At 69.8% G+C, this 24,609-nt stretch carries 24 protein-coding genes; 6 read left to right on the top strand and 18 right to left on the bottom strand.

From position 1 onward, the window contains the following. Positions 1–71 precede the first annotated feature (71 nt). Entirely contained in the window at positions 72–404 is a 333-nt protein-coding gene (locus SCNU_RS08325) for a GNAT family N-acetyltransferase (protein WP_009678918.1), read from the top strand. A 52-nt stretch (positions 405–456) separates the two neighbouring features. Here the strand turns inward: SCNU_RS08325 and SCNU_RS08320 are convergent, their stop codons facing one another. From SCNU_RS08320 to rimP, 8 genes are all read right to left on the bottom strand, one after another. After that, on the bottom strand, positions 457–1,338 hold the full coding sequence (locus SCNU_RS08320) for an endonuclease domain-containing protein (protein WP_009678917.1): 882 nt from the start codon (positions 1,336–1,338) through the stop codon (positions 457–459). A 94-nt stretch (positions 1,339–1,432) separates the two neighbouring features. Continuing rightward, positions 1,433–2,707 (bottom strand): MATE family efflux transporter, encoded by a 1,275-nt coding sequence (locus tag SCNU_RS08315; protein WP_040518038.1) that lies wholly within the window; start codon positions 2,705–2,707, stop codon positions 1,433–1,435. 16 nt (positions 2,708–2,723) lie between these two features. Then, positions 2,724–3,686 carry a DHH family phosphoesterase gene (locus SCNU_RS08310; protein WP_009678915.1) on the bottom strand — a complete coding sequence of 321 codons (963 nt, stop codon included), beginning with the start codon at positions 3,684–3,686 and terminating at the stop codon, positions 2,724–2,726. Next, positions 3,683–4,147, bottom strand: a complete 465-nt coding sequence (gene rbfA / locus SCNU_RS08305; protein ID WP_009678914.1) for a 30S ribosome-binding factor RbfA — start codon at positions 4,145–4,147, stop codon at positions 3,683–3,685. Before rbfA ends, SCNU_RS08310 begins: the two co-directional genes overlap by 4 nt. A 3-nt stretch (positions 4,148–4,150) precedes the next feature. Beyond that, complete coding sequence (gene infB, locus SCNU_RS08300) at positions 4,151–6,994, bottom strand: translation initiation factor IF-2 (protein ID WP_009678913.1); 2,844 nt, start codon at positions 6,992–6,994, stop codon at positions 4,151–4,153. 102 nt (positions 6,995–7,096) lie between these two features. Next, positions 7,097–7,387 carry a YlxR family protein gene (locus SCNU_RS20165; RefSeq protein ID WP_139025881.1) on the bottom strand — a complete coding sequence of 97 codons (291 nt, stop codon included), beginning with the start codon at positions 7,385–7,387 and terminating at the stop codon, positions 7,097–7,099. 30 nt (positions 7,388–7,417) lie between these two features. Continuing rightward, positions 7,418–8,461: a transcription termination factor NusA gene (gene nusA / locus SCNU_RS08295; protein ID WP_009678911.1), complete on the bottom strand. Its 1,044-nt coding sequence runs from the start codon at positions 8,459–8,461 to the stop codon at positions 7,418–7,420. Positions 8,462–8,522: 61 nt separating this feature from the next. Then, positions 8,523–9,068, bottom strand: coding sequence for a ribosome maturation factor RimP (gene rimP / locus SCNU_RS08290; RefSeq protein WP_009678910.1), 546 nt, complete (start codon positions 9,066–9,068; stop codon positions 8,523–8,525). Positions 9,069–9,182: 114 nt separating this feature from the next. Between rimP and SCNU_RS08285 the strand changes: the two genes are divergently transcribed. The 3 genes from SCNU_RS08285 to SCNU_RS08275 are packed head-to-tail and all read left to right on the top strand — an operon-like array spanning position 9,183 to position 10,544. Further along, entirely contained in the window at positions 9,183–9,716 is a 534-nt protein-coding gene (locus SCNU_RS08285; RefSeq protein WP_050792787.1) for a hypothetical protein, read from the top strand. Beyond that, positions 9,713–10,138: a ferritin-like domain-containing protein gene (locus SCNU_RS08280; RefSeq protein ID WP_009678908.1), complete on the top strand. Its 426-nt coding sequence runs from the start codon at positions 9,713–9,715 to the stop codon at positions 10,136–10,138. The genes SCNU_RS08285 and SCNU_RS08280 overlap by 4 nt, the downstream gene beginning before the upstream one ends. Positions 10,139–10,172: 34 nt before the next feature. Continuing rightward, the gene (locus tag SCNU_RS08275) at positions 10,173–10,544 is read left to right on the top strand and encodes a VOC family protein (RefSeq protein ID WP_009678907.1); all 372 of its coding nucleotides are present in this window, start codon (positions 10,173–10,175) and stop codon (positions 10,542–10,544) included. 9 nt (positions 10,545–10,553) lie between these two features. On the opposite strand, the gene SCNU_RS08270 is transcribed toward SCNU_RS08275, so the two are convergent. Next, positions 10,554–12,284 (bottom strand): proline--tRNA ligase, encoded by a 1,731-nt coding sequence (locus SCNU_RS08270; protein WP_009678906.1) that lies wholly within the window; start codon positions 12,282–12,284, stop codon positions 10,554–10,556. Positions 12,285–12,344: 60 nt separating this feature from the next. On the opposite strand from SCNU_RS08270, the gene yaaA reads away from it, so the two are divergent. After that, positions 12,345–13,085, top strand: a complete 741-nt coding sequence (gene yaaA, locus SCNU_RS08265) for a peroxide stress protein YaaA (RefSeq protein ID WP_009678905.1) — start codon at positions 12,345–12,347, stop codon at positions 13,083–13,085. Between the two features lie 56 nt (positions 13,086–13,141). On the opposite strand, the gene SCNU_RS08260 is transcribed toward yaaA, so the two are convergent. From SCNU_RS08260 to SCNU_RS08245, 4 genes are all read right to left on the bottom strand, one after another. Beyond that, a complete protein-coding gene (locus tag SCNU_RS08260) occupies positions 13,142–13,957 on the bottom strand; it encodes a DUF559 domain-containing protein (protein WP_009678904.1) in 816 nt (271 codons plus the stop codon). 154 nt (positions 13,958–14,111) lie between these two features. Next, the gene (locus SCNU_RS08255) at positions 14,112–14,549 is read right to left on the bottom strand and encodes a hypothetical protein (protein ID WP_009678903.1); all 438 of its coding nucleotides are present in this window, start codon (positions 14,547–14,549) and stop codon (positions 14,112–14,114) included. A gap of 1 nt (position 14,550) precedes the next feature. After that, positions 14,551–15,768: a uroporphyrinogen-III C-methyltransferase gene (gene cobA / locus SCNU_RS08250; protein ID WP_009678902.1), complete on the bottom strand. Its 1,218-nt coding sequence runs from the start codon at positions 15,766–15,768 to the stop codon at positions 14,551–14,553. 32 nt (positions 15,769–15,800) lie between these two features. After that, complete coding sequence (locus SCNU_RS08245; protein WP_009678901.1) at positions 15,801–16,781, bottom strand: acyl-ACP desaturase; 981 nt, start codon at positions 16,779–16,781, stop codon at positions 15,801–15,803. Between the two features lie 100 nt (positions 16,782–16,881). Between SCNU_RS08245 and SCNU_RS08240 the strand changes: the two genes are divergently transcribed. Beyond that, positions 16,882–17,535 carry a response regulator transcription factor gene (locus tag SCNU_RS08240; RefSeq protein ID WP_009678900.1) on the top strand — a complete coding sequence of 218 codons (654 nt, stop codon included), beginning with the start codon at positions 16,882–16,884 and terminating at the stop codon, positions 17,533–17,535. 19 nt (positions 17,536–17,554) lie between these two features. Here the strand turns inward: SCNU_RS08240 and SCNU_RS08235 are convergent, their stop codons facing one another. The 5 genes from SCNU_RS08235 to mqo are packed head-to-tail and all read right to left on the bottom strand — an operon-like array spanning position 17,555 to position 24,590. After that, entirely contained in the window at positions 17,555–19,177 is a 1,623-nt protein-coding gene (locus tag SCNU_RS08235; protein ID WP_009678899.1) for a GAF domain-containing sensor histidine kinase, read from the bottom strand. Next, entirely contained in the window at positions 19,174–20,586 is a 1,413-nt protein-coding gene (locus SCNU_RS08230; protein ID WP_040517994.1) for a cobyrinic acid a,c-diamide synthase CobB, read from the bottom strand. The genes SCNU_RS08235 and SCNU_RS08230 overlap by 4 nt, the downstream gene beginning before the upstream one ends. Next, positions 20,580–21,197 carry a cob(I)yrinic acid a,c-diamide adenosyltransferase gene (gene cobO, locus SCNU_RS08225; protein ID WP_009678897.1) on the bottom strand — a complete coding sequence of 206 codons (618 nt, stop codon included), beginning with the start codon at positions 21,195–21,197 and terminating at the stop codon, positions 20,580–20,582. Before cobO ends, SCNU_RS08230 begins: the two co-directional genes overlap by 7 nt. A gap of 27 nt (positions 21,198–21,224) precedes the next feature. Continuing rightward, complete coding sequence (locus tag SCNU_RS08220) at positions 21,225–23,099, bottom strand: AAA family ATPase (RefSeq protein WP_009678896.1); 1,875 nt, start codon at positions 23,097–23,099, stop codon at positions 21,225–21,227. A 6-nt stretch (positions 23,100–23,105) separates the two neighbouring features. After that, entirely contained in the window at positions 23,106–24,590 is a 1,485-nt protein-coding gene (gene mqo, locus SCNU_RS08215; RefSeq protein WP_009678895.1) for a malate dehydrogenase (quinone), read from the bottom strand. Positions 24,591–24,609 lie beyond the last annotated feature (19 nt).

The following is a 24,609-nucleotide window of genomic DNA, read 5'->3' as shown; positions in this document are numbered from 1 at the left end:
GGTCACGGGGAGGGGCGCGCCCGGGGCGTGGCGGTGTCGACCTGCACCGATCCGGTAGTAGCGTCGAAGACATGACCGCATCTGTCCCCGTTCCGCCGCCGACGGTCGAGCTCACCCCGGCGCCGGCACTCCGCAACTTTCCCGATCGGGACCGCTACGAGCTCTGGTCGGGCGATGAACTCGTCGGAGTGGAGGGCTACGAACGCCGCGACGAGCACACCCTCGTCCTGCTCCACACCGTCGTCACCGAGAAATACGGCCGGGCGGGCTTCGCCCGGTTGCTCGTCGCCTCGGTGCTCGACGAACTCTCCGCGCAGGGCACGAAGATCGTCCCGGTGTGCACGTACGTGCAGTCGTTCCTCGAGCGCTTCCCGCAGTACCAGCCGGTCGTCGCCGACCGGTGATCCGACTGCGATGAATCTGCGCCCGACACGGGCGCAGATTCATCGCAATGGGTCATATCCTCGCATTGAGCATCTCGAGCACCTCGTCGAGGACCTCTCCCGGCCGGTACGTCAGGTCGTGCCAGGTGTACACCTTCTTGCGCCATCCGGCGGCGTCGAGCGCGTTGTATTTCGCCCGGTCCGCCTGAAATCGGTCGTGCTGGTAATGGAAGGCCAGTCCGTCGATCTCGATCGCGACGCGGAGATCGGGCCAGCCGAAGTCGAGACGCCACCGTCCGAATCGGAGCTGCTGCACCCAGCCGGTGATGCCGGCCTCGCGCAGCAGACGTACGAAGAGCCGTTCGGCCTCTGACTCCGAATCCTGCGAGGCGATGCGCACGAGCCGCCGAGCCTCACCTATCCCGCGACTGCCCGCGTAGCGCTCGACGACGGCCTCGAGCTCGGTGACTGTGACGACACCACGCTGCAGCGCCCGGTCGAGGAATCGACCGCCGTCGGGCATCGCGGCCGCGCCGAACATCACCGTCGCCGGCGGCGTGGTCACGCGGAGCCCGCGGACCATGGTCAAGTCCGCATCGTCGTAGTGCCGACGAGTGAGGTCCAGCGGGCCGAGCGACCACCGGTCGGCGGTAGTCGTGTTGGCTGTCGCAACGGTCAACGGATACGTCAGGGAATCGAGCATTCCATGCCACCAGGCCGCCGTTGTCCGGTCAGCCACGCCATGGTGCGCGGCCACCGCTGCTCGGACCAGCAGACTCTCGGTGAGCGGATGCGAACTCGATCGATAGATTCCGCGGACGAGCGCACACCACTCCCGCCGGTCCAGTCGGCCCCGGATCTCCTTGCGGGTGAGACCGCCCCGGAGCGCTTGCGCCGAGGTGATGAGTCCGTCCTGTTCAGCGATCAACGCGGCCAGCGCGCCCGAGTCCCCCATGTCCTATTGGACGCAGCGGCACGCTCCTGGGTTCCACCGACACGACTTCCGATGAATCTGCGCCCACCAGGGGCGCAGATTCATCGGAAGTTCGCTACTTGACCCACGCCCCACTTCGCACACGCCACACCACCGCGGCCAGCCGGATGCACATGAAGGCGAGCAGACCGCTCCAGATGCCCGCCAGGCCCCAATCGAACACCCACGACAGCCAGATGAGCGGCAGGAAGGCGCCGAGGGCGCCCGCCAACGTCGCGGTGCGCAGGAACGCGGCGTCGCCGCTGCCGAGCAGCACGCCGTCGAGCGCGAAGACCACGCCCGCGATCGGCAGCATCACGACGAAGAACCACCAGGGTGTCCGCATGGCGTCGAGAATCTCCGCGTCGTCGGTGAAGATCCGTGGAATCAGCGTGACCCCGGCGGCGAGCACCCCGGCAAGTGCGACGGAGACGCCGAAAGACACGACCGTCGCGTGCCTGGCCGATCTCCGTGCGACGTGGAAGGCCCCCGCGCCGAGCGCCGCGCCCACCAATTGCTGCGCCGCGATGGCGAGCGAGTCGAGCAGCAGCGAACTGAACTCCCACAGTTGCAGCACCACCTGATGCGCCGCGACCTGTGCGACTCCGAACCGGGCGGCGACGGCCGCGGCGGAGATGAAGCAGATCTGGAACGACAGGCTGCGCAAGACGAGGTCCCGAGCCATCGTGAGCTGAGCGCGGATCACCGGCCAGTCCGGAGCGAGTCCGCCGGTCCGCTCCGAGACCAGACGGGCGACGAAGGCGACACCGGTGATCGACTGACCGACCAGGTTCGCCCAGGCGCTGCCCTGGAGCCCGAAACGCGGCAACCCGCCGACGCCGTGCACGAGTCCGATGCACAGCACCGCCGACACCGCCAGTCCGGCCACGACGAAGTAGACCGGGCGCCGGGTGTCCTGCACACCGCGCATCCAGCCGTTGCCTGCCATCGCGAAGAGGATCAACGGCACACCGAAGACGGCGATCCGCAGCCAGGACGCGGCGTCCGCCGCGACCTGCGGGTCCGGTACCAGCGCACGCGTGATCTGCGGTGCGAGAAGCCACGCGATCGCGACGATCGCGCCGCCGACGCCCAGTGCGATCCAGCTCGCCTGGACCCCCTCGTGGATGGCGCGCTCGCGGTCGCCGGCACCGAACGCCCGGGCCGAGCGTGCAGTGGTGCCGTACGAGAGGAAGGTGAGCTGAGTGCTGATCACCGACAGCACCAGGGTCGCGACGGTGAGCGCCGCGAGTTCGGTGGCACCGAGCCGTCCGACGACCGCGAGATCCAGCATCAGATACAGCGGCGGTGCGATGAGCACCACCAGGGCCGAACTCGCCAGCTTCAGCATCGCCGACAGTCCGACTTCAGGCGCGCAGAGCGGCCAGCAGATGTTCGACGACGCCGGCCGCGTCGCCGGTGTCACTGTAGCCCGCGGCGCGGACGTGCCCGCCGCCGCCGAGAGACTGCGCGATCGGGACCAGGTCGACGTCGGTCTTACTGCGCAGCGACACGGCCCAGTCGCCGGGACGAACCTCCTTGAACACCGCGGCGACCTCGGCCTCCCGCGCGGTACGGACGATGTCGATCACGCTCTCCGACTCGTCCCAGTTCATGCCCGACATCTGATCGGCGTCGACGATGGCGTACACCAGTCCCCGGCCGTCGAGCACCTCGGCGTCGAGCACCGAGTCGGCGAGCACGGCGGAGACCATCTGCAGCCACGAGTAGGGATGCGAGTCGAGCAACAGCCTGCTCCAGCGAGCGCCGTCGACGCCGGCCTCCAGCAAGCGGGCGGCCACCCCGAACGACGCCGGACGCGCCCACTTGAACGATCCGGTGTCGGTGACCAGCCCGGCGTACAGGCAGGTCGCGATGTCCGGAGTCAGTTCGGCGTCGAGCGCGTCGATCACGTCGAGGACGATCGCCGCGGTGCAGTCGGAGTCCGGATCGACGAGGTCGTGGTCGGCGAACCCCGGGTTCGAGATGTGGTGGTCGATGCACACGGTGGTCGTGCCTGCGGTGAACACCGACTCGAGGTCGCCGAGCCTGCCTGCGGTGGCCGCGTCGACGGCGACCATCACCTCCGACGCGGGCAGCCGCTCGGCGTCCACCAGCAGATCGACGCCGGGCAGCCGGCGCAGCGGTCCGGGTAGCGCTTCGGACCCGGAGAACGCGCAGTGAACGCGCTTCCCCAGACCCGAGAGCGCCAGTCCCAGACCGAGCGCACTGCCGATCGTGTCGGCGTCCGGCCGCACATGGCTGATGATCGACACCGAATCGGCACCGTTCAGCGTGGCGGCCACAGAATCGCGCGAGGCGGGATTCACCCGAGCGAGTCCTCTGGCTCGTCGGACTCGTCCTCGTCATGACGGTACGGATCGACGTCGCCCGCGGGCTGCGCATCGCGCGCCGCCCGTGCCACCGACTCATCCTGCGCCCGCGCACGGGCCAGCAACTCGTCCATCGCCCGGGTGGCGTCCGGCACCGTGTCGAGCTCGAAACGGAGTGTCGGCGTGAACCGCACACCCGTTCCGGCACCGACCTTCGACCGGAGCGCGCCGGTCGCGGCGGCCAGACCGGCCGCCGCTTCCGCCACATCGGGTTCGGACTCGACCGAATCGCCCATCACCGTGTAAAACACGGTCGCATCGTGCAGATCACCGGTGACCCGGCAATCGGTGATGGTCACATGAGCGAGCCGAGGGTCCTTGATCTCGCCACCGATCGCCGAGGCGACGATGGTGGTGATCCGTTTCGCGAGCCGCGCGGCCCGTGCAGGATCTGCCATGATCTAGTCCCGCGCCTTCTCGACCATCTCGAACGCCTCGATCACGTCGCCGACCTTGATGTCGCTGTAGGTCAGCGTGAGACCGCACTCGTAGCCTTCGCGGACTTCGGTGGCGTCGTCCTTCTCACGCTTCAGCGAACTGATCGTGAGGTTGTCGGCGACCACCGCGTTGTCGCGGAGCAGGCGAGCCTTCGCGTTGCGGCGCATGATGCCCGACTGGACGAGGCAACCGGCGATGTTGCCGATCTTGGACGACTTGAAGATCGCCCGGATCTCGGCGCGACCGAGCTCCGACTCCTCGTAGATCGGCTTGAGCATGCCCTTGAGAGCCGCCTCGATCTCCTCGATCGCCTTGTAGATGATCGAGTAGTACCGGATCTCGACGCCCTCGCGGTTGGCGAGCTCGGTGGCCTTGCCCTCGGCACGGACGTTGAATCCGATGATGATCGCATCCGACGCCGCCGCCAGGTTGACGTTGGTCTCGGTGATGCCGCCGACACCGCGGTCGATGACGCGCAGCGAGACCTCGTCGTCGATCTCGATCTGAAGCAGCGCCTCTTCGAGCGCCTCGACGGTGCCCGAGTTGTCGCCCTTCAGGATCAGGTTCAGCTGGCTGGTCTCCTTGAGCGCCTTGTCCAGGTCCTCGAGGCTGATCCGCTTGCGGCTGCGGGCGGCCAGCGCGTTGCGCTTGCGCGCATTGCGACGGTCCGCGATCTGCCGAGCGATGCGGTCCTCCTCGACCACGAGCAGGGTGTCACCGGCCCCCGGCACCGACGTGAAGCCGATGACCTCGACCGGCCGCGACGGGTATGCCTCTTCGACGTCGTCGCCGTGCTCGTCGACCATGCGACGGACGCGGCCGTAGGCGTCGCCCGCGACGATCGAGTCGCCGACACGCAGGGTGCCGCGCTGGATGAGCACCGTCGCCACCGGGCCGCGACCGCGGTCCAGGTGGGCTTCGATGGCGACACCCTGGGCGTCCATGTCCGGGTTGGCGCGCAGATCGAGCGAGGCGTCGGCGGTCAGCAGAACCGCTTCGAGCAGCGCGTCGATGTTCTCGCCCTGCTTGGCCGAGATGTCGACGAACATGGTCTCGCCGCCGTACTCCTCGGGGATCAGCCCGTACTCGGTCAGCTGGCCGCGGATCTTGGTCGGATCCGCACCTTCCTTATCGATCTTGTTGACCGCCACGACGATCGGCACGTCCGCGGCCTGCGCGTGGTTCAACGCCTCCACCGTCTGCGGCATGACGCCGTCGTCGGCCGCGACCACGAGGATCGCGATGTCCGTCGACTTCGCGCCGCGGGCACGCATGGCGGTGAACGCCTCGTGACCCGGGGTGTCGATGAAGGTGATCAGGCGATCTTCGTCGTTCAGGTGCGTGTTCACCTGGTACGCGCCGATGTGCTGCGTGATACCGCCGGCCTCGCCGCCACCGACATTCGCCTTGCGGATGGTGTCGAGCAGTCGCGTCTTGCCGTGGTCGACGTGACCCATGACGGTGACCACCGGAGGCCGCTGGGCGAGGTCCTCTTCGCCGCCCTCGTCCTCGCCGTAGGTGAGGTCGAAGCTCTCCAGGAGCTCGCGATCCTCGTCCTCCGGGCTGACGACCTGGACGACGTAGTTCATCTCGCCGCCGAGCAGCTCCAGCGTCTCGTCGTTGACCGACTCGGTCGCCGTGACCATCTCACCGAGGTTGAACAGCGCCTGGACCAGCGATGCCGGGTTGGCGTTGATCTTGTCGGCGAAGTCCGACAGGGAGGCACCACGAGCGAGGCGGATGACCTCGCCGTTGCCGTGCGGCAACCGGACGCCGCCGACCTCTGGTGCGCGCATCGAGTCGTACTCTTGGCGCTTCTGACGCTTGGACTTGCGGCCCCTGCGCGGTGCACCGCCGGGACGACCGAACGCACCCGCGGTTCCACCGCGACCACGACCGCCACCGCCACCGCCGCCGGGACGACCGCGGAAGCCGCCGCCGGGAGCGGCTCCGCCGCCACCGCCGCCACCGCCGTTGCGGAAGCCGCCGCCTCCGCCGGGACCGCCGCTACGACCGCCGGGGCCGCCGCGACCACCCGGACGGGCGTCGGGACGCGCCGCACGCTGGGGCATCGCACCCGGGCTGGGACGCGGTGGCATATTGCCCGGGTTCGGACGAGGACCGCCCGAGCCGCCGGGACGGGGACCACCGGCACCCGGACGAGCGCCCTGAGCGCCACCCGGACGCGGACCGCCCTGACCGGCGCCGGGACGGGGGCCGCCCTGACCGGGACGACCGCCGGGACGCGGACCCGCGGCACCCGGACGGGCAGCCTGCGGACGCGGCGCGGGAGCCGGAGTCGACGAATACGGGTTGTTTCCGACGCGCGGCTGGCGCGGGCCGGGGCGCGGACCCGGACGCGGGCCCGGAGCCGCCGGAGCCTGACCCGACTGCGCGGCCGGAGCCGCGGGCTTCTCGGGCGCTGCGGCTGCGGGCTTCGGCGCCTCTGCAGCCGGAGCCGAGGGCTCCGGTGCCGCCTTCGGCGCGGGCTTGGGACCCGGCTTCGGGCCGCCTGCCGACGGTGCGGGCGCTGCTTCTGCAGCCGGAGCGGCCTTCGCCGGCGCCGGCTTCGGCGCGGGGCCGGGCTTGGGGCCCGGCTTCGCTGCCGACGGCTTGGCTGCAGGCTTCGCCGGAGCGGCGCCTGAGCCGGATTCGAAAGATTCACGCAGTCGACGGGCCACGGGGGCCTCGACGGTCGACGATGCGGATTTGACGAACTCGCCCTGTTCCTTGAGTCGTTCCAGCACTGCCTTGCTGGGGATGCCCAATTCCTTGGCCAGTTCGTGCACGCGGGCTTTGCCTGCCACTGCTCTCCTCACTTGGAGGTCGAGCGGGCTGCCCGCGTCGACCTCGGTTTATTCAGTAAACGTGCTCATCGTGGAGACTTCACGGTGTGCTCATGTCTTCTGCTACCTGTCCTGACTCCCTGCGGAGCCCTCACTCTTGATCACACCGAGGTTCTCGGCGAGATCCTGTGGTCTCACGGCGACGCCGCGATCCCGTAGCGCCGTTCCGAAAGCGTTGCGCCGCACCGCGAGCGACAGACAATCGTCGCTCCGATGCAGCCAGGCGCCTCGGCCCGGCAGTCTCCCCCGTTCGTCGATCGCCACCTCCGCTGCACTGTCTGTGCCGCGTACAGCCACCAGCCTGACCAGGTGCGAAGCTTGATCACGCCGGCGACAGCCGATGCAGGTTCGCACCGGAGATGTCGACGTTCGAAGGGCCACAGGTCAGTTTAGCGTATCGGCGGCGTCGTCGGCGCCACCCTCGGTGTCGCGCGGGCCACCATCGCCCGCATCCGACCGGATGTCGATCCGCCAGCCGGTGAGCCGAGCCGCCAGACGCGCGTTCTGTCCCTCTTTTCCGATGGCGAGCGACAGCTGGTAGTCCGGCACGATCACCCGGGCCGCCTTGGTCTCCTGATCGATCACCGTCACCGAGACGACCTTCGCCGGCGACAGCGCGTGTCCGACGAATTCCGCGGGATCGGTCGCGTAGTCGATGATGTCGATCTTCTCGCCCGACAGTTCACTCATCACATTGCGGACGCGCTGACCCATCGGGCCGATGCACGCACCCTTCGCATTGAGCCCGGCGACACCGGTGTGCACGGCGATCTTCGAGCGGTGCCCGGCCTCGCGAGCCACGGCGACGATCTCCACTGAGCCGTCGGCGATCTCCGGGACCTCGAGCGAGAACAACTTCCGGACCAGGTTCGGGTGGGTGCGCGACAGGGTGATCTGCGGGCCGCGGCTGCCGCGCGCCACGCCGACGACGTAGCACTTGATGCGGTCGCCGTGCTTGTAGCTCTCGCCGGGCACCTGCTCGGCGGGCGGGATCACGCCCTCCGTGGCATTGGAATCGCTGCCGATCTGGACGATCACCATGCCGCGCGCGTTCGCCTTGGCGTCGGCCTGCACGATGCCGCCGACCACCTCGCCCTCGTGCGCGACCAGTTCGCCGTAGTTCTTCTCGTTCTCGGCGTCGCGCAGCCTCTGCAGGATCACCTGGCGCGCAGTGGTCGCGGCGATGCGGCCGAAGCCCTCCGGGGTGTCGTCCCACTCGTGGACCACATTGCGGTCCTCATCGAGCTCCTGCGCCATCACGCGCACCTGACCCGACTTGCGGTCGATGTCGATGCGCGCGTTCGGGGCGAAGCCGTCGGTGTGCCGGTACGCGGTGAGCAGTGCGGTCTCGATCGCCGAGAGCACGGTCTCGGCCGGGACGCCCTTGTCGGCCTCGATCAACCGCAGTGCGCTGATGTCAATGTGCATGGTGGCGACTCCTATTCGCTTATCGGATTGAGTTGTCGGTGGTGGAGGTTCGGTCGGTGAGTCACGATTCCCGTCGGCGGGCGATCTCGTCGTCGCTCAGTCCGCAGGCGCGGAGCGCGGCCTCCCCGGGCTTGCTGAAGTCGACTTCGACGACGGCGCGCACGATGTCGGCCAGCGCGACGTCGACCGTCTTGATCCGGCTCTTGTCGACCAGCACGAGCGTCACCTGGTCGTCGTCGCTCTCCCCGACTCGCGCTTCGACCGTCCGCGCCGCGCCGTCGACGGTGTACTCCGCCGTTACCTTGCGGCCCTGACTGCGGCGCCAGTGGCGCGGCAGGGTCAACGGCCGGCCGATACCGGGGGTGGTGAGTTCGAGGTCGTAGGGCGACTCGCCGAGCAGGTCCGAGTCGTCGAGCACCGATTCCAGCGCGCGGCTCAGGTCGGCCAGCGCGTCGAGGGAAGCGCCGCCGTCGCGGTCGACGACGATCCGGATCTCGCGCCGTCCCGGCGGGGTGAGGATCGCGACCTCTTCGAGGTCGTAGCCGTGCTCGGCGAGAGGCGCCGTCAACACGTCGCCGATGTCTCCGGTCAGAGCGTCCGCAGTCATCGCGCGAGTCCTCCTGGGTTTCGTTGTCTCGGGCGGTCCACCGGTGGTCCCGGCGCGCCCGCCGGGCCGGGCTTCGAGTGTAGTCGACTCGGCCGACTGGCAGAATCGTCCACCGTGACACCAGTGCCGATCCAGGACCAGGCTCCTGCCCCCGTATCCCCGCGCGGCCCAGCGACCACGTCGGCGATGACTCGCCGGACGATGCTGCGGGGTGCCGCCGTCGTCGGCGTCAGCGCCGCCGCCGGATGGGCGCTCACCGCGTGCGACACCGGTCCGACGCAGCGGCAGCTCGACGCCGAGGCGCTGCTTCCCCACGCCCAGTCCGCGTATCGGCAGCAGCGGGCGGCGACCGGTCTGGCTCCACGGAACACCGAGTACACCGAGGCGTTGAAGACGGTGGCCGACCAGCGCGGCGCCCACCTCACCGCATTGCGCGACGAGATCAACCGGCTGCACTCGTCGACCGCCGAACAGATCGAGACCCCCGCCGGGACCCCCGTGGCGTCCGTCGAGGCACTCCGCCGAGACATCGAGTCCGCCGCGAAGAACGCGGCGAACTCGTGCGTACGACTGTCGGGCTTCGACGCCGGACTCCTCGGCTCCGTCAGTGCCTCCTGCCAGACCCTCGCGAAAGTGCAACTCGCATGAGCCAGAACACCGCCCTCGACGCCGCGGCCGACGCCGAGAACACCGCCGTCTTCACCTACGGGGTGATCACCGCCTTCACCGCCGGCGACGTGCGGAACACCGTCGCCGAGTACATCGCGGCGCACCGGGTTCGCCGCGACCAGCTGAACGAGGCGCTGCTGGCGGCCGGGCAGCCTGAGCGCACCCCGGCGGCCGGGTACACCCTGCCGATCGAGGTCACCGACGAGGCGAGCTCCGCCAAGGCCGCCCTGGCCGCCGAGAACGACTGCGAGCACGCCTATCGCGCACTGCTCGAGCAGGCCGAGTCGTCGCCGGTCCGGCGGATCGCCGTCGACGGGCTCACCGACTGCGCGCTGCGGTCGTCGTACTGGCGCGGCATCGCCGGGCAGAAACCGCTGACGGTCGCCTTTCCCGGTCAGTAGTCGGGTCCGGTGCGCCTGACTTAAGGTCGCTGTCATGGCGACAGCTCGCATCGGTTCCATCACCCTCGACTGCGACGACCCCGTCGCACTGGCCGACTTCTGGTCGGCGATGCTCGACGGGGTGGTGACCCACACGACGGAGCGATACGCCTGCGTCCGGGCGGGTTCGCTGGTGCTCACCGCGCTCCGAGTCCCCGACCACCGGCCGCCGGAGTGGCCCGGCGGCGCGGTACCCAAGCAGATGCACCTCGATCTGGTGGTCGCCGACCTCGACGACGGGGCCGCCGAGGCGGTCCGCCTCGGCGCGCGACTGTCACCGGAACAGTTCGCACCGGAGCTCTGCCGGGTCCTGTTCGACCCGGCCGGGCATCCGTTCTGCGTCTGTCTCGACCGCGAGCCGTTCTGAGCCCGCCGGTCAGCCTCGCGCGGCCGCGATCACCGCGTCGACGGCGCCGTCGACCGGAGCGGCCGTCGTCTCGCCGCTCAGGCGATCACGGATCTCGATGGTCCCGTCGGCCCAACCTCGGCCGACCACCACGACCACCGGCATGCCGAGCAGCTCTGCGTCCTTGAACTTCACGCCGGGTGAGGCCTTGCGGTCGTCGAAGAGCACCGAGACGCCTGCCGCGTCGAGGTCGGCCGCCAGTCGCTGAGCACCCGCGACGGCCGCCTCGTCCTTGTTCGCGATCACCAGGTGGACGTCGAACGGCGCCACCTCGCGCGGCCAGCGCAGCCCCTTCTCGTCGTGGAGCTGTTCGGCGAGCACCGCGACCATGCGCGAGACGCCGAGTCCGTACGAGCCCATGGTCGGACGGACGGGCTTGCCGTTCTCCCCCAGGACGTCGAAGGCGAAGGCGTCGGTGTACTTGCGGCCGAGCTGGAAGATGTGACCGATCTCGATGCCCTTGGCGGTCTCGAGCACCCCCTTGCCGTCCGGCGAGGGGTCACCCGCGCGCACCTCGGCGGCCTCGATCACGCCGTCGGGGGTGAAGTCGCGACCGCACACCAGGTCGACGTAGTGCTTGCCCGGCTCGTCGGCGCCGGTGATCCACCGGGTGCCGCTGACCACTCGCGGGTCGGCGAGGTAGGCGAAGCCCGCGGCCTGGACGGCCTTGGGGCCGATGTAGCCCTTCACCAGCTCCGGGTTGGCCTCGAAGTCCGCGTCCACGAGGAGCTCCACCTCGGACGGCTCGACGGAGGCCTCCAGTCGCTTGAAGTCGACTTCGCGGTCACCGGGGACCGCGACCGCGGTGATCTCCCAGTCGCCGCCCGGCTTGCGGATCTTGACCATCACGTTCTTGAGGGTGTCGGCGGCGGTGTACTCGCCGTCGAGCGCTCCGTTGGCCCAGTCGACGAGGGTGTCGATGGTCGGGGTGTCGCCGGTGTCGTGCACGACCGCCGCGGGCTGCCCGTCGAGCGGGATCGGCGCGGGCGCGGGCGTGACGACGGCTTCGACGTTCGCCGCGTAACCCGACTCGGTGCTGCGGACGAAGGTGTCCTCGCCCACCTCGCACTCGGCGAGGAACTCCTCGGAGGCGCTGCCGCCCATCGCGCCGGAGGTCGCGGCGACGATCACGTACTTCACGCCGAGACGGTCGAAGATGCGCTGGTACGCGGCTCGGTGCGCGTCGTACGACGCCTGCAGCCCGGCGTCGTCGATGTCGAACGAGTAGGAGTCCTTCATCACGAACTCGCGGCCACGGAGCAGGCCCGCGCGGGGACGCTCCTCGTCGCGGTACTTCGTCTGGATCTGATACAGCGTGACCGGCAGGTCCTTGTACGAGCTGTACTCGCCCTTGACCAGCTGGGTGAAGATCTCCTCGTGGGTGGGACCGAGCATCATGTCGGCGCCCTTGCGGTCCTTGACGCGGAAGAGCGCCGGACCGTACTCGGTCCAGCGGCCGGTGGTCTCGTAGGGATCGCGCGGCAGCAGCGCGGGCAGCAGGATCTCCTGCGCGCCCATCGCGTCCATCTCCTCGCGGACCAGATTCTCGACCGCACGGAACACCTTGAGCCCCAACGGGAGCCATTCGTAGATGCCCGGCGCCGCACGCCGGATGTAGCCCGCGCGCACGAGCAGCTTGTGGCTCGGCACCTCGGCATCGGCGGGGTCGTCGCGGAGGGTGCGCAGGAACAGGTTCGACATCCGTGTGATCACGATGTACCAGCTTAAACCGATCGCGGGGAGGTTCGTTAGGGTGGTCGCGTGCTCGTCATCCTGCCTCCATCGGAGACCAAATCTGACGGCGGCAAGGCCGCTCCGCTCGACCTCGATTCGCTGGTCCTGCCCGAACTGACGCCCGTCCGCCGCAAGCTGGCCGACGCGATCGTCGAGCTGGCCGCCGACCTGGACGCCTCACGTGCGGCGCTCGGCCTCGGCGCGTCGGCCGTCGCCGAGGTGGAACGCAACGCCGACCTCTGGGAGTCGCCCACCCGGACCGCGATCACCCGCTACACGGGCGTGTTGTACGACGCGCTCGACTACCCCGGGATGACGCGTGCCGCCAAGACCAAGGCCGGCGACCGGCTGATGATCGGCTCCGCGCTGTTCGGCGTCGTCGGAGCCGAGGACCTGATTCCCGCCTACCGGCTGTCCGGCGGCTCCAAGCTCCCCGGCTTGGGGACGCTCGGTGCGCTGTGGAAGCCGGTCCTGTCACCCGCGCTCGACGCGATCGACGATTTCGTCGTCGACCTCCGATCCGGCGTCTATCAGAAGCTCGGCCCGGTCGACGGCGCCGTGACCGCCACCGTCGTCACCGAGTTCCCCGACGGCTCACGCAAGGTCGTGAGCCATTTCAACAAGCACTACAAGGGCCTGATGGCCCGCGAACTGGTCCGGACCCGTCGCAACGTCCGCGACGTGAACGGTCTCGCCGCGGTGCTCTCCGACGCCGGGCAGCGCGTCGAGGTCACGTCACCCCTGGAGATCACGGTCGTCACCGAGTAGCTCGCACTACCAACGCGTACCGCCGGACTTCCCCTCTCGATGTCCGATTCTCGGACTCAGAACGTGGCGGGCGTGCGAGGCAGCGGGCGCAGATGATCGCCGCGCGCGATCATCGCCTCCAGCAGCGGTCCGACGACGTCCCACTGGTGGACCACCTGCCGGAAGCTCAGGCGAACGACGTTGTAGCCCAGCGCTTTCGCGCGAAGATCCCGCAACCGGTCCCTCTCGAACGCGGCCGGGTCCGCGTGATACTCGTACCCGTCGACCTCGACGATCAGCGACCTGCCGATCAGCAGATCGACGCGGCCGAACGGAAGCGGCACCTGTGTGCGGATCACCAGGTTCGGTCGGCGCAGACGCAGGCGAGTCATCGTCTCGGTGCCCGACTCCGACTTCCCGTCGCACCGCTCCAGCAGGCGCGCGAGGTGCGGTGCGATGAACAGTCGCTCCAGCTCCGATGCCGTGCACAGCCGACGGTTCAGCGCCGAGTCGCACACGACGACGAACTGCTCCTCCGACAGGCACTTGGCCGCATGCCGCAGGGAGGTCTCGAGATCGTCGACGGCCCCGGCCTCCGGCGGCTGGCGACCGATCTGCCTGCACCAACCGGGTTGCAGCCGCGCGGTCGCGTCGTTGCCCCGGATGTGCAGGCGGTCGGTCGGCGGCACCCAGACGCCGTGGAGTTCGAGCGCCGACGCGCACGTGAGCACGCCACCCGCCGCGACCGCGCGAACGACCTGCGGGTTCGCCGCGGTCGTCGCGTACCAGTCGCGTCTCAGCCTGATGAGCGCGCCGTCGGCGACCGCCCTGTCGATCTCTGCCCGCGTCGCCCGCTCACGCAGCTGCCCCCACCGGAATACCCCCGTATCCATGGCATGAATTGTCGGTTTCGGGAGGCGGTACGGAGGCACTTCGACGGCAGCGGTCGAAATCTGTGGACAACCTCGCACGACCACCACGCCGCAACACCGAGAATCGGACGTTCGGCGGAGATGAACGGCTATACGCGTTGGTAGTGCGAAGCCGCTACTTCGCCTGCGGGAAGAACCACTGCTGGTCGTCCTGCTCGTCGTCCTCGGGGCGCGCGATCTCGCCCAACTGCGCTCGCTGTGCGCGCAGACGACCGTAGCCGTACGCGGCCGCCATGCCGACGACGCCGGTGATCAGGCCGATCAGCATCTGGAGCTCGCCTGAATCGGACCCGGCGTCGGCGGAGATCCGATAGATCCAGCCGTTGAGCGCGATGACGGCGAGGGCGCCGAAGGTGAGCGGTCCGACGTACGTGGTCCACCAGCCGGCCGCCATCGGTTCGATCCCGGCCCGGCGCCGGTACACCTGCCACGCCGACATCACGACCACCGCGAGGCCGACGAGCACCGCGGTGATCGCCGGATGCACCCACCACGACAGGATCGCCGCAGCGAGAAGGAGCAGTCCCGAGATGCCGGCGGCCACACGAGCCATGTCAGAACCCCAGGACGCGGTCGGCATCGGTGAATCCCGCGACCGGTCCGATCACCGCGATCGCCGGCGCGATCAGCTCCTGCTCGACCGCGGTCTGCGCGGCGTGGGCCAGGTCCGTGCGGAGCAGTCGCTGGTCCGGCCGGGAGGCGTTCTCGATGAAGGCCACCGGCGTGTCGGCCGCACGGCCGCCGTCGAGCAGCGCGGTGGCGAACTCGTCGATCCGCTTGACCGCCATCATCAGGACGACGGTGCCACGCATCTGTGCGAGCGCCTGCCAGTTCGTCAACGAGTCCGGATGGTCGGGCGCCACGTGACCCGAGACGATCACCACCTCGTGTGTGACCCCGCGGTGTGTCACCGGGATCCCGGCCAGCTCGGGGCCGGCGATCGGACTGCTGATCCCGGGCACGACCGTGACCGGGACGCCCGCCGCGACGCACGCCTGCAGTTCCTCGAACCCGCGACCGTAGACATACGGGTCGCCGCCCTTGAGCCGGACGACGAACTTGCCCGCCTTGGCGCGGTCGACCAGGATCTCGTTGATCTGCTCCTGCCGCATCGCCCGGCCGTACGGCACCTTCGCGGCGTCGATCACCTCCACCTGCGGTCCCAGTTCGTCGAGCAGGGCGATCGGCGCGAGTCGGTCGGCCACGACCACGTCGGCCTCGGCGAGGAGCTTGCGTCCTCGCACGGTGATCAGGTCGGCGTCACCCGGACCGCCGCCGACGAGGGCCACGCCCGCGGCGTGTCTGCGGTCGTCGGTGATCCGGAGCGACGTGCCGTCGGCCAGCGCCTCGGTGATCGCCGCACGCACGGCGGCGGATCGACGATGGTCGCCCGCCGCCAGCACACCGAAGTGAAGGTCGCGATGGACACCGGTCGCCGGCGTCACGGCGGTGCCCTGCCGGGCGTCGTCGGCGCGCACGCAGAACACGCGCCGCCGCTCGGCCTCGGCGACGACCGCGGCGTTCACCGCGGGGTCGTCGGTGCAGGCCATCGCATACCAGGCGCCGTCCAGATCACCGTCGGCATACGCGCGGCGATGCACCGTGATCGCGACCTCGGATTCGACCGCCGGCGTCGGGTCGACGGCGACGACGTGCACGTCCGCCCCCGCCGCGACCAGGTTGGGCAGTCGTCGCTGGGCGACGCTCCCGCCGCCGACGACGACGACCTTGCGGCCGTGCAGATCCAGTCCCGCCAGGTAATGCGCTTGCATGAGCAATCAGCCTACCGGGACCGGAGGAGCGGTCAGTCCACCGCTCCGCGCCGGCGCTGTCGATCGAGCGCCCGCTCCCGCGAGGCCTCGAACTTGGCGACCTTGATGTCCATCTCGGCGAGGAATGCGGCGAGCTTCTCCCGATACATCTCGCCGAGCGGCCCGAAGTCGTCGCGCTCGAAGATCCGCCACTTGCGCAACACCGGCATCACGACGTCGGCCATGTGCTGCGGAAGGTCGTAGATACCGCCCTTCGCGATCAGCACCGCGTTGCGGCGGAAGTTCGGCATGGTGGCACCGGGCATCTGAAAACTGGAGACGATGGTGTAGATCGCCGCCATCGCCTCGTCGGGCACCAGATCCAGGGCCCCGGCGACCACGTTCCGGTAGAAGAGCATGTGCAGGTTCTCGTCGGCGGCCACCCGCTGCAGCATGCGGTCGGCGATCGGATCACCGCACGCCTTGCCGGTGTTCCGGTGGCTGACACGGGTCGCGAGTTCCTGAAACGACACGTACGTGACCGCGAACAGCATGTCGTAGCTGTGGTCGCGCTGACCGTCGTCCTCGGGCAGCGGGTTGAAACCGCCGATCATGTGCGCCATCCGGGTGCGCTCCAGCTCCACCGGATCCACGCCGCGCGTCACCACCAGGTAGTCGCGCATCACGATCGAGTGCCGCATCTCCTCGGCGGTCCACCGGCCGACCCAGTAACCCCAGGCGTCGTCGAGACTGAAGTTGTCGGCGATCACCCGGTGATACGACGGCAGGTTGTCCTCGGTCAGCAGATTGGTGATCATCGCCGCCTTGGCGGTCTCCGACAGCTGCGACTGCTCCGGGTCCCAGTCGATCCCGCCCAGCGCGGCGAAGTTGCGGCCGTCGTCCCACGGGATGTAGTCGTGCGGGTTCCAGTCACGGGTCATCTTCATGTGCCGCTCCACCTCCGTCTCGCAGACGGGGAGGAGTTCGCGAAGGAGGTCCGAGCCACTCATGGGCTTGCCGATCAAACTGGTCATGCACCCAACGATGCCCGCGGCGACCTGCGATTTCAGGGGCCGAAGGTCCCGGCCGGATTAGGCCCCGAGTCGCGACCGCACCTGTTGTAGCGTCTATGTCATGAGTGCACCGACTCGTCGAATCCGTGTCTTCCTCGTCGACGACCACGAACTGGTCCGACGCGGCCTCCGGGACCTGCTGAGCACCGCGGAGGACCTCGAAGTGGTCGGCGAAGCCGCCACCGTCGCCGAGGCCGGTGTCGGCATCGCCGCGACCTCCCCCGACGTCGCGGTGCTCGACGTCCGGCTCCCGGACGGCAACGGTGTGGAGCTGTGCCGCGCCGTCCGCAGCTCGCAGCCGTCGGTGCACTGCCTGATGCTGACCAGCTACGCCGACGACGACGCCCTCCTGGCCGCGGTACTGGCCGGTGCGTCCGGTTTCGTCCTCAAGCAGATCCTCGGCCACAATCTGATCGCCGCGGTGCGGACCGTCGGCGCCGGCGGATCGCTGCTCGACGACCGCAGCACCGCGGCGCTGCTGGCCCGGCTGCGCGACGGCGAGCCGTCGGATCCCCTGGCCCGTCTCACCGGCCAGGAACGCGAGGTCTTCACGCTCATCGGTCAGGGCATGACGAACCGGCAGATCGCCGATCGGATGTTCCTCGCCGAGAAGACGATCAAGAACTACGTGTCGCGGATCCTGTCGAAGCTCGACATGCAGCGCCGTACTCAGGTCGCGGTGCTCGCGACGGAACTGCGCGAACGGGACCGCTGAGCCCGGCGGCTCCCCCGGATCAGCGCAGCGGGGCGGTCCAGGTGATCGTCGTCCCCGACGTCGCGCTGGTGGTGATCGTGAAGTTGCCGTCGCAGTCGTCGGCGCGGCGGGTCAGGTTCGCCAGGCCCGACTGTGAGGCGGTGGCCGGGATGCCGCGGCCGTCGTCGGACACCTCGACCGTGACCACGTCGTCGGCGACGATCCGCACGCGGATGTGCTCGGCGCCCGAATGCCGCAGGGCATTCGAGATGCCCTCGCGGAGCACCGCCTCGATATGCGGTGCGAGGACGTCGGGGACGAGGGTGTCGACCGGCCCGAGGAAGGCGACGCTCGGGACGATGGGCGCATGAGTCGCCAGTTCGGCGACCACGTCGAGCACGCGGCGCCGGAGGGTGGCGGCGTCCCCGTGGCCGGGCATGCCCTGAAGGTCGAAGATCGAGGTCCGGATCTGCGCGATGGTCCCGTCGAGATCGGTGATCACCTGCTCCATCCGGTCGTCGTCGAGACCGGCACCCGCCTGCATCGTCTGCAACGACATCCCGATCGCGAACAGGCGCTGAATCACCAGATCGTGGAGGTCGCGCGCGATGCGGTGCCGGTCCTCCAGGACCTGCAGGTCCCGAGCCAGCTGCTGTTGGTCGGCGTAGGCGAGCGCCAGCGACGCCACGCGCGCGGTGCCCTGCAGACCCGCCACCTCCTCGCCGGTCCAGTACCGCCGGTCGGTGTGGGTCACGACGATCGCGCTCATTCCCCGCCCGGCCTGCAGCGGCTGCATGGACGCCCACCGCGCACCGCGCCGCAGCCACGGCGCGCTGCCCGCGGACAACTCCCGGACGATGAGCTCGCCGTCCTCGCCGCCGCCGTCCGGATCGAGCAGTTCGAAGAGGTCCTCGGTGCACACCGCGGCACCCGTGTGTCCGACGAGCGTGCTGCCCGCGACGATGAACGCGTCGACGGCGCCGGTCAGTGCCGAGACGTCACGGCACAGGCCGTCGAGCGTGTAGGTGAGCGCGGTCCCCGCCAGCGGCTCCGAGCCGCGGTCGGCGATCACCTGCATCCACCGCACCCGCGCCTGCGCGCGTTCGAAGGCGCGCGCATTGTCCACGGCGATGCCCGCGGCCACGGCCAGCACCGCGACGATCTTCTCGTCCAGCGGAGTGAACTCCGGTTCGCCCTGCTTCTCGGTGAGGTAGATGCTGCCGAACAGCTCGTCGCGCACGATGATCGGCGCGCCGAGGAAGGTGTCCATCGGCGGATGGTTCGGGGGGAACCCGACGGACGCCGGATGGTCGGAGAGCTTCGGGATCCGCAGCACCTCGGGATGGTGCAGCAGTTCGCCGAGGACGCCGCGGCCCACCGGCAGCGGTCCCATCGTCGCGCGGATCTCGGGCGCGATACCGGTGTGGACGAACGCCTGCAGTCCGAGTTCGGGACCGCGAACCCCCAGCGCGCAGTAGCGGGCCGAGAGGACGTCGGCGGCCACCTCGACGATCCGCTGGAGTGCCTGATCGAGCTCGAGTCCGCGGCCCACCAGCAGCACCGCTTCGAGCAGGTCCCGCAGCGCCGTCGGATCGCCGACGCTCGCGTGGGCCAGCGCGTCGAGCGCGGCGTGGACTTCGGCGAGGTCGCGCCTGCGAGTCATCGGACTGCCTCCTCCTGCGCTGTCCGCGCATCGGTCGCCGTCGATGCGGCCGCCGACACGAATCGTGCCACGGCGCGGGGCCGTCCCGCCGGGTGAACGTGAAGGTACGACGCGTGGACGCCGGCGTGCACCACGCCGTCCACGGCGCTTGCTCCGTCGGCCCGCCACGCCCACGCGGGCGACGCCGAACCCGCGAGATGGACTGTGCTGCGGTGGAATTCGTGTCCGGTCACCCGTTCGCCGGCGCGGTACATCGTGGAGTCGGCGAGCGCGACGGCGTCGCGGTAGCCGAGCGTCAGTCGCGGCCCGAACGTTCCCGTCCCGTCGAGGGCCCCGACCATCGGCACGCCGTCCAGCGTCGACAGCAGGTAGAGCAGGCCCGCGCACTCCGCGTGCACCGGCCGCCCGGCCGCGACATGGGCGCGCAGGTCCGACCGCAGGTCGGCGTTGGCCGCCAGATCTTCGGCGTGCGCCTCCGGGAACCCGCCGCCGATCACCACCGCGTCGGTGCCCGCGGGCAGCCTGTCGCGCAGCGGGTCGAAGCCCACCACCTCCGCGCCGGCCGCTCGGAGCAGTTCGGCGTGCTCGGCGTATCCGAAAGTGAACGCCGCGCCCTGTGCGACGGCGATCGTCGGGCGGGCGCGGCCCGCCGGCCGATCGACGCCGACCGCCGTCGTGGCCGACCACGGCTCGACGACCGGTGGCCGAGCCTCGTTCGCAATCCGCACGATCGCTGGAATATCCAGAGCCGCCCCGACTTTCCCTACGATCGCCGCCACCGACTCCACCGCCTCGTGCTGTCGTTCGGCAGCAGGGATCAGTCCCAGGTGACGGGAGGGCACGCTGAGGTCGGCGTCTCGTGCGACGACGCCGAGGACCGGCAGCCCCACGCGCTCACAGGCCTGTCGCAGCACCTGCTCGTGCCGCGGGGAGCCGACGCGGTTGAGGATCACCCCGGCGACCCGGACCCGCGACTCGTAGCCGAGGAAGCCGTGCAGGACCGCCGCGAGCGACTGACTGTGCCCGCCCGCGTCGACGACGAGCACGACCGGTGCCCCGATCAGCGTCGCGACATGGGCCGTCGACCCGACACCGAGCGGATCGGGGTCGTCGGTGATCCGGCCGTCGAACAGCCCCATCACGCCCTCGACGACGGCGATGTCGGCATCGGCGGTGGCCGCGGCGTACAGCGGTGCGATCAGGTCCGCGCCGACCAGATTGGGATCGAGGTTGCGGCCGACGCGTCCGGCGGCGACCCCGTGGTAGCCGGGATCAATGTAGTCCGGGCCCACCTTGAACGGCGCCACTCGGTGACCGGCGGCCACCAGGGCGCCGATCAAGCCCGTCGTCACCGTCGTCTTGCCGCTGCCCGACGCGGGGGCGGCGATCACGACGGCGGGAACTACCACTCGACGCCCTTCTGCCCCTTGCGACCGGCGTCCATCGGATGCTTCACCTTCGTCATCTCGGTGACCAGATCGGCGGCGTCGATCAAGGCCTGCGGCGCATAGCGGCCGGTGATCACCACGTGCTGCCTTCCCGGTCGGTTCCGCAGCACCTCGACGACCTCCTCGGTGTCGATCCAGCCCCAGTGCAACGGGTAGGTGAACTCGTCGAGCACGTAGAAGTCGTGCTCCTGGTTCGCCAGCCTGCGCGCGATCTCCGCCCAGCCCGCGCGGGCCGACTCCGCATGGTCCTCCGTCGCGTCCGCGCCGCGTTGGATCCACGACCAGCCCTGACCCATCTTGTGCCATTGCACGGGTCCCCCCGCGCCGGTCTGTCGGTGCACCTCGTCGAGTGCGAGCATGGCGCTCTCCTCCCCGACCTTCCACTTGGCGCTCTTGACGAACTGGAACACCGCGAGGTCCAGCCCGGCGTTCCACGCGCGCATGGCCATCCCGAACGCCGCCGTCGACTTCCCCTTGCCCGGACCGGTGTGCACGGCCAGCACCGGGAGGCTGCGCCGCTGCCGGGTGGTCAGGCCATCGTCGGGAACGGTCTCGGGTACGCCCTTGGGCACGGTGATTCTTCCCTTCGGAGTCGAGCGTCAGGCGACGCCGCGAACGTGGTCGGTCAGTCCGGTGGAGGTCAGCGCCTCCATCGTCGTGTACTCGGCGCCGAGGCGGCGCGCGAGCTCGACGGCGAGGCCGAGCCGGACCACACCCTGCTCACAGTCCACCACAACAGCCGAGATGCCGCGCCGGGCGATCTCGTCGGCGGCGGCGTCGGCGCGCCGGGACGCATCAGGGCCGGCCGTCGCCCGACCGTCGGTCATCACCACCAGGAGCGGACGTCGGGTCGGGTCCACCCGCGCAGCGCGCTCGATCACCTCGAGTCCGCGATGCAGGCCCTCGGCGAGCGGCGTTCGTCCGCCGGTGCGTACCTGGGCGAGTCGTGCGACGGCGATCTCGACCGACCGCGTGGGCGGCACGGCGACATAGGCGTCCTTGCCGCAGGCCACGACGACGGCTACGCGATCACGCCGCGTGTAAGAGTCGCGGAGCAGATCGACGCACGCATTCCGCACCGCAGCCAGACGCGAGCGCGCCGTCATGGATCCGGACAGGTCGACGACGAAGACGACCAGGTTCGACTCGGTCCCGATGCGCTCGGCGCCACGCAGGTCGGCGGGGGTCAGCGCAGGCAGGCCGGAGCCGTTGCTCCGCTGTGCCGCCGCAAGCACCGTACCGAACAGGTGCACCCCGGTACGCGGACCGAAATCTACTGCGCGAGTGGTGATTCCGCGGGAACTGCGGGCCTTGGACCGGCGGCCGGCGTCACCGTCGCCGACCCCTTCGGTCCGGAACGCGCGGACCCGGCCGCCGATCGACGGCCCGGAGCCGAACGCCGGACCGGACGGCGCACCGCCGCCGGGCGGGTCCGTCTCGGGACCGTCGGGATCGGTGTCGGGACCGTCGGGATCGGTGTCCGGACCATCGGGACCGGTGTCACCGGCATCCGGCTCCTGGGTGCCGCCGTCGTCGGGATCGGGACCCGCGGCCTGGTCCCCCGCGTCGAGCGCGTCGTCGAGCTGGTCGTCACTCAGTCCCGACTCGTCGAAGGGATTCCGTCTGCGCCGGTGCGGCAGGGCCAGCTCCACCGCCACGCGCACGTCGTCGGCGTCGATCTCATCGGCTCCGCGCCAGGCGGCGTGGGCGGCGGCGGTCCGGGCGACGACGATGTCGCCGCGCAGCCCGTCGACGTCGAGATGAGCGCACACCCCGGCGATCCGGCGCAGTTCCCGCGGCGGCAGTCCGACCGCGGTGACACGCTCGCGCGCAGCCCCGATACGGGCGGCGAGCTCGGCTTCCGCGCCTTCGTACCGGGCGGCGAACGACTCCGGATCGGCGTCGAACGCCAACCTCGAGGTCACGATCTCCACACGCTCCTCGACGTCGCGTGCGCCGGCCACGTCGACCACCAGGCCGAACCGGTCGAGCAGCTGCGGGCGCAGCTCGCCCTCCTCCGGATTCATCGTCCCGACGAGGACGAAGTCGGCAGCCTGCGTGTGCGAGACGCCGTCCCGCTCGATGGTGACCCGGCCACTCGCGGCGGCGTCGAGCAGCACGTCGACCAGGTGGTCGGACAGCAGGTTGACCTCGTCGATGTAGAGCACACCGCCGTCGGCCTGCGCGAGCAGACCGGGGGTGAAGTGCGCCTGCCCGTCGCGCAGCACGCGCGTCAGATCGAGGGAGCCGATCACTCGGTCCTCGGTGGCGCCGATCGGCAGGTCGACGACCCGACCCCCGTCACCGAGCAACGGCGCGAGACCGCGGACGATCGTCGACTTCGCGGTCCCCTTCTCGCCGCGGATCAACACACCGCCGATGCCCGGCGAGACCGCGGACAGGATCAGCGCGAGCTTCAGCCGATCCTGTCCGACGACGGCGCTGAACGGAAAACGGACGTCCGCGTGAGTCATGAGTGCTCAGGCGTCGCCCTGTCCGGTGAGCTGCAGGCTGCGACCGGTCCAGTCCCACAGTTCGCGGAACAGCGCCGGGTCCGAATCCAGCTTCTGACCGAACGACGGGATCATCTGGGTGAGGGTGCTCTTCCAGCCGTCGAAGCGGCCGCTGAAGCACTGCTCGAGCACCGAGATCATCGCGGGAACGGCGGTGGACGCACCCGGCGAGGCGCCGAGCAGACCCGCGATGGTGCCGTCACCGGCGGCGACGACGGCGGTGCCGAACTCGAGCTGGCCGCCGACGCCGGTCCTGCGGATCACCTGGACGCGCTGTCCGGCGGTGATGAACTCCCAGTCCTCGCCGAGCGCGCGCGGGGCGAAGTCCTGCAGGGTCTTGATCCGGTCCGCGGGGCTCGCGGCGAGCTCCGAGATCAGGTACTTCAGCAGACCGAACTCCTGCGGTGCGATCGACATCATCGGCAGCAGGTTGTTCGGCTTCACCGACTTCGGCAGGTCCATGACGCCGCCGGACTTGAGGAACTTGGGCGACCACCCGGCGTACGGACCGAACAGCAGTCCCTTGTCGTGGTTGATCACGCGGGTGTCCAGGTGCGGCACCGACATCGGCGGAGCACCGACCGCGGCCTGACCGTAGACCTTGGCCGAGTGCTTGGCGATGACGTCCGGGTTGGTGCAGCGGGCGAACTCGCCGCTGACCGGGAAGCCGCCGAAGCCCTTCGCCTCGGCGATGCCGGACTTCTGAAGCAGGTGCAGCGCACCGCCGCCCGCGCCGACGAAGACGAACTTCGCCTCGACGCGGATCTTCTCACCGGTGCGGCCGTTGCGGACCTTCATCACCCAGCTGCCGTCGGACTGCTTGGTGAGGTTCCGCACCTCGTGGCCGTAGTAGAGATCGGCCTCGCGGCCGACGTAGTTCAGCAACTGCTGGGTGAGCGCGCCGAAGTCGACGTCGGTGCCGTCGGTGAACCAGTTCAGACCGACCGGGTCCGAGTAGTCCCGGCCGTCGGCCATCAGCGGCAGTCGGGCCGCGAACTCGTCATCGTCATCGATGAACTCCATGCCCTCGAACAGCGTGTGGCTCGCGAGGGCCGCGTGGCGCTTCCGGAGGTAGTCGACGCCGTCCGGTCCGTGGCAGAAGCTGACGTGCGGGATCGGGTTGATGAACTCATCCGGCGCACCCAGCAGGCCGTTGTCGACGCCGTACGCCCAGAACTGACGCGACACCTGGAACTGCTCATTGATGTTCAGCGCCTTGGTGATGTCGATGTCACCGTTGGCGTCGGCGGGCGTGTAGTTGAGCTCGCACAGGGCGGAGTGGCCGGTGCCCGCGTTGTTCCACGGGTCACTGCTCTCCGCGGCGGCGGCCTCCAGACGCTCGAACAGACTGATCGACCAGTTCGGCTCCAGCTGACGCAGCAGCGCTCCGAGCGTGGCGCTCATGATTCCAGCGCCGACCAGCGCCACATCCGTCTTAATCACCTTGGCCACGCTGCTGCACTCCTCCACC

Origin of the sequence: Gordonia neofelifaecis NRRL B-59395 (assembly GCF_000192435.1) — a bacterium.
In the GTDB taxonomy this organism is placed as follows: Bacteria; Actinomycetota; Actinomycetes; order Mycobacteriales; family Mycobacteriaceae; genus Gordonia; species Gordonia neofelifaecis.
The sequence above is the reverse complement of the archived record's forward strand: the minus strand, read 5'-3'. Positions and strand labels throughout refer to the sequence as shown.